Source organism: Vibrio sp. 03_296 (assembly GCF_002265885.1).
Genome location: NZ_NPKW01000022.1, coordinates 1 through 4,457, shown reverse-complemented (window position 1 = coordinate 4,457; position 4,457 = coordinate 1). Strand labels below are relative to the sequence as shown.

At 41.1% G+C, this 4,457-nt stretch carries 7 protein-coding genes and 1 pseudogene; all 8 read right to left on the bottom strand.

Annotation, left to right across the window (positions count from 1 at the left end):
- Positions 1-351: 351 nt before the first annotated feature.
- Complete coding sequence (locus CIK04_RS01740; RefSeq protein ID WP_176463272.1) at positions 352-798, bottom strand: GNAT family N-acetyltransferase; 447 nt, start codon at positions 796-798, stop codon at positions 352-354.
- A gap of 10 nt (positions 799-808) precedes the next feature.
- Positions 809-916: a DUF3265 domain-containing protein gene (locus CIK04_RS01735; RefSeq protein WP_232708707.1), complete on the bottom strand. Its 108-nt coding sequence runs from the start codon at positions 914-916 to the stop codon at positions 809-811.
- 17 nt (positions 917-933) lie between these two features.
- On the bottom strand, positions 934-1,407 hold the full coding sequence (locus CIK04_RS01730; protein WP_061051369.1) for a GNAT family N-acetyltransferase: 474 nt from the start codon (positions 1,405-1,407) through the stop codon (positions 934-936).
- Between the two features lie 29 nt (positions 1,408-1,436).
- Positions 1,437-1,571 carry a DUF3265 domain-containing protein gene (locus CIK04_RS01725; RefSeq protein WP_081096094.1) on the bottom strand — a complete coding sequence of 45 codons (135 nt, stop codon included), beginning with the start codon at positions 1,569-1,571 and terminating at the stop codon, positions 1,437-1,439.
- An 808-nt stretch (positions 1,572-2,379) separates the two neighbouring features.
- The gene (locus CIK04_RS35425; protein WP_332870188.1) at positions 2,380-2,508 is read right to left on the bottom strand and encodes a DUF3265 domain-containing protein; all 129 of its coding nucleotides are present in this window, start codon (positions 2,506-2,508) and stop codon (positions 2,380-2,382) included.
- A 19-nt stretch (positions 2,509-2,527) separates the two neighbouring features.
- The gene (locus CIK04_RS01710) at positions 2,528-3,040 is read right to left on the bottom strand and encodes a GNAT family N-acetyltransferase (RefSeq protein WP_097353698.1); all 513 of its coding nucleotides are present in this window, start codon (positions 3,038-3,040) and stop codon (positions 2,528-2,530) included.
- Positions 3,041-3,184: 144 nt separating this feature from the next.
- Complete coding sequence (locus tag CIK04_RS01705) at positions 3,185-4,180, bottom strand: hypothetical protein (protein ID WP_097353694.1); 996 nt, start codon at positions 4,178-4,180, stop codon at positions 3,185-3,187.
- A gap of 81 nt (positions 4,181-4,261) precedes the next feature.
- Positions 4,262-4,457 (bottom strand): annotated as a pseudogene (locus tag CIK04_RS33135) (hypothetical protein); the annotation flags it as partial.

Genomic DNA, 4,457 nt, shown 5'->3' with positions numbered 1-4,457 from the left:
TCTGGTTTGAAGTTTGAAAACCTAAAATGGATTTCTGATTGAGCCAACCGCCCTAACCTCGCGATTGCCCGAGAATTGAATGAGGCAATTCTCTGAATTTCTAGCGCCAAAGAATATGCGTCCGAAAAACAGCGCTCACAAAAGCCGGCTTGCCGACAAACACAAAACCAATCAGCCAAGGGAACAAAGAAAAACCATAACCAACTGATTTTACTTGATTAAGCATAACGCCGCGTTAAGGGGCGCAGGCACGCAATACAAAAGTGACCGCATAACACCTTAACCACTAAACCCAACGCAAATTGAAAATGCCACGCGTGCCAAGTCCCTCTTAAACGCTTTGTTATGCCGTTACTTTTTGTTTAAGTGAACTTCTACCGCTTTTGAACCATCGGAAAGTATGAAAAAGTCTGAATCAAAACGTTGAACCACATTAAAGCCTAGTGCCTTAAAAACAGCGACATTACCTGTTTGCTCAACACACCAAACCGAGACTGAGTTAATACGCTTAAACTGTGTAACAACGAAATCGACGAGCTTTCTAGCTACACCTTTTTGGCGAAAACTTGGTGCAACTGCTAGCGAGCTAAGCTGTAATTCTGAACCAACCTGTTTAGCTTCAACTACTCCAACTAAAACCTCATCAACATGGAAACCAAAACAACTCCACTCACTTTTAGCGCTGTTTTTATTGCTAACTGCGAGCTCAGTTGGCCTGTAAACTTGACGAAGTTCGTCGAAGCAACGCTCTGACAGTTCAACCACAGATTTTTCATTTACATCAAGCTGCTTAATCATCAATTTCACCTTAGGCATAACGCCGCGTTAAGGGGTGAGTGCCGCCTAAACCAAGTTCCCGCAGACCACATTCACCACCAAAACTCACCGCATACCAAAAATGCCACGCGGCATGAATCCCTCTTTAACGCTTTGTTAGGTTAATCGTTTTTCTGCTAATTGTCCGCGCTCGCCAATGTCCCCCACAGCAGTCCAACCATGCTTATGATAGAAACTAACTGCTTGTAAATTAGTAGGTATATAGCGCAAGTGAGCGTACGCACATCGCTCGTTTTTGAACTGAGCGAATATAAAGTCTTCTAGCTCACTACCTAAACCTTTGTTGCGATATTCTGGTAACAAATACAGTAAGTTAATGTAGCCGAACTTCACTCCTTGCTCATCCAGCAAGCCATTTCGGAATTCTATTTGACCTATAACCTCATTGTTTTTGAAAACATGATAAAAGCCAGAATTGTCAAATGTGTTTAGCTTTGTAAACCACGCTTTAGTCTCGCCGACATTAAAGTTGGTGTCATCTCCAAAACTTACGAGATGTGCATCACGACGAAATTGAACACACAAATCGAGAGTACCCTCCGTTTCGATATTTACGGGGACAAATTCCATTTATTACTCCCTACGTTGAATAGATTAACCTAACGCCGCGTTAAGGGGTGAATGCCGCCTAAACCAAGCTTCTGCAGACCACTTTCACCACAAAAATCACCGCAAACTAAAAATGCCACGCGGCATGAATCCCACTTAAACGCCTTGTTATGTTTAAGGCTCAAAGGGTTAAGTTTTGCGATACCAAGAGCTTAACTCGAGTTACCTTTGAAAACCAAAACCAGACGCTAAAAAGCTGAATTAACTCATAAATTTGATTCTAATGATTTTGAGTTTTAGCGTGAGAAGCCGAAAACTGGAGTTGAAACTTTGAAACAAAGACGCTTTATTCGACTCACAAATGCACTGAGCTTTAATGAGGCAACTCTCAGAATTTTTCGCGCCCAAGAATTGGAGTCCAGAAAACAGCGCCCAATGAGGTTAACTTGCCGACAAGAGCAAAATTAGAAAGCCGAGAATGAAAAGAAGAGATGCAACCAACTGATTTTACGTGATTAAACATAACGCCGCGTTAAGGGGTGCAGGCACGCACCACAAAAGCTACCGCACAGCGACTTAATCACTGAACCCAACGCAAATCGAAAATGCCACGCGTGCCAAATCCCTCTTAAACGCTTTGTTATGCTTAAGCTTCAATGGGTTAAGTTTGATCAGAACCAAGATTAACTCGACTTTGATTCACAAACAAAAGCCAAAACGTAGAAAACCGAAATGAATCATAGTTTTGATAATCAGGCTCAGAATTTTGGCAAATCCAGTTTGAAGTTTGAAAACCTAGAAATGGATTTCTGATTGAGCCAACCGCCACAACCTCGCGCTTACCCGACAATTGAATGAGGCTATTCTCTGAATTTCTAGCGCCAAAGAATAAGAGTCCGAAAAGCAGCGCTCACAAAAGCCAACTTGCCGACAAACACCAAACTGAAAAGCCAAGGGAACAAAGAAAAACCATAACCAACTGATTTTACTTGATTAAGCATAACGCCGCGTTAAGGGGTGAATGCCGCACAAACCAACTTCCTGCAGACCACTTTCATCACTAAAACTCACCGCATACCAAAAATGCCATGCGGCATGAATCCCTCTTGAACGCCTTGTTATGTGAATTTTTCCAGCAGGCTCAGTAGACACAACCATTAAACTCAATGACTTGATTGCTTAGAGCGTCACCAACATTGTAAGTCTTAACCATGCCTCCACGGTAGACAAACTCGTTCCAATTTTTCTGCTGTATATCGTAGTAATGAATAGGACAAACTAACTCTGAATACCCTGAACTTCGATAGACATCTGGCTCGTAAGCGAAGAGAAATGAATGAGTTACACCAAAAGACACCAAATATTTATCCAGTTCTTTTACGACAAGTTTGGCAAAACCCAAGCCACGCTTATTTGGTGCAACTGCTATACCGCCAACTATGCCAGCTTTGAAGTTGATAAAGCCCTGTGACATTAACCGACTGTAAGCAAAGCCGGTAGCAACAATCTGACTGTCGTCTTCAATGACAACGGCACAAACGAATTCGTGGTTAAAATTGACTGTAGAATCTTGAACAAAAACTGAGTTTAGATGTGCATTAATTGAAGCTTCATGTGCCTCAATTTCACCACTTTTGACTACTGATATTTTCAAGATGAGCTCCATTCACATAACGCCCAATTAAGGTGTGAAGCACGCGACCACGACACCTAATTTAACCGCCGTAAACACTGAACTTAACCCAAACCAAAAGTGCCAAGCGTGCTGAATCACTCTTAAATTGTTTGTTATAAGCAATTATTTGCCCACTTTATCTACAGCTTTTTTTGCAAGATCTAACAGTTCTGATGCTGGTAAGTCTTTCTTAGGGTTAGACTTTTCCAAGGTCGAGCTTGGGTTGAAATCAATTGTGTTAATCGTTGTTTGTGCAAGTTGAACAAGTAACGAGTCTTTCTCATCACTTTCAGCGAGCTTTTCAATTTGGCGCTGGTGCCCTACAAAGGTTTTAGTTACGGCTTCCTTGTGAGCGTATTCTTGCTCAAGGCGCTTGTTCTGCGCCTGTTGCTTGCTGGCGAATAGAGCTAGCCATATCAATGGACCGAAGACCATTAAGCGTTTACCTAAGTCGTACAAATACTGAGAGCCTTGGCTAGAAATTGAAGCTGCATCTAAGCCAAGATAGATCATGAAACCAATAGTTAAGATGAATAAAATAGCCCAACCATTTTTAGGCAGCTTGTATGAATTTTTTTGGTCTTGGAATGCTTTAGCAAGTTCAACATTTGTGGCACCAGTAAGGGCCCCTTCAATTTGAAGTAAAAGTTCTTCCGCTTTAGTTCTATTGGTTTTTAGACTTGACTCATAGTCTTTTGCTAAAGTTCTTAGCTTTGACTCTAACCCATCATTTTGATGACCATATAACAACTCGGAAGATTGGTTGAAGGATTTCATCAACGCATAGCATTCATCGTACACACCCTTGATATCAGTGTGTATAGATTCAATGCTTGGGACTAGACCATCATGAGAATTTGTTATTAGCTCATATTTTTCTTCTGTGTTCTCTAACAGCGCGCTAATTTCTTCTAGTTTTTTGTTTGCTTCTTCTCTGGCGTTTAATACCTCAGATTGAATTGATATACCATCATCATCGTCCTCTAAAAGAAGCACTCTCATTTCTTCAATTTGATCACGCTTCTCTTTAATTTCAGCAATTAGGGCTTCAAATTCGTCTTTGATTTGATTACGTAGACGAGTAAATGAACTTTTTTGACCACTACTTAAATTTTCCATTACTACATACTTTCCTAAAATTGCTTATAACGCTGCGTTAAGGGGTGAATGCCGCATAAACCAAGCTTCCGCAGACCACTTTCACCACCAAAACTCGCTGCAAAACAAAAACGCCACGCGGCATGAATCCCGCTTAAACGCCTTGTTATGTTTAAGGCTCAAAGGGTTAAGTTTGCGATACCAATAGCTTACTCGACTTACCTTTGCAAACCAAAACCAGACGCTAAAAAGCTGAATTAAATCATAATTTTGATTGTGCCGACTTTGAGTTTTAACG

Bases quoted from the DNA above. Each gene is read 5' to 3' on its own strand.
- CIK04_RS01705 (WP_097353694.1), bottom strand. From the start codon at position 4,180: ATGGAAAATTTAAGTAGTGGTCAAAAAAGTTCATTTACTCGTCTACGT.
- CIK04_RS01740 (WP_176463272.1), bottom strand. From the start codon at position 798: ATGATTAAGCAGCTTGATGTAAATGAAAAATCTGTGGTTGAACTGTCA.
- CIK04_RS01730 (WP_061051369.1), bottom strand. From the start codon at position 1,407: ATGGAATTTGTCCCCGTAAATATCGAAACGGAGGGTACTCTCGATTTG.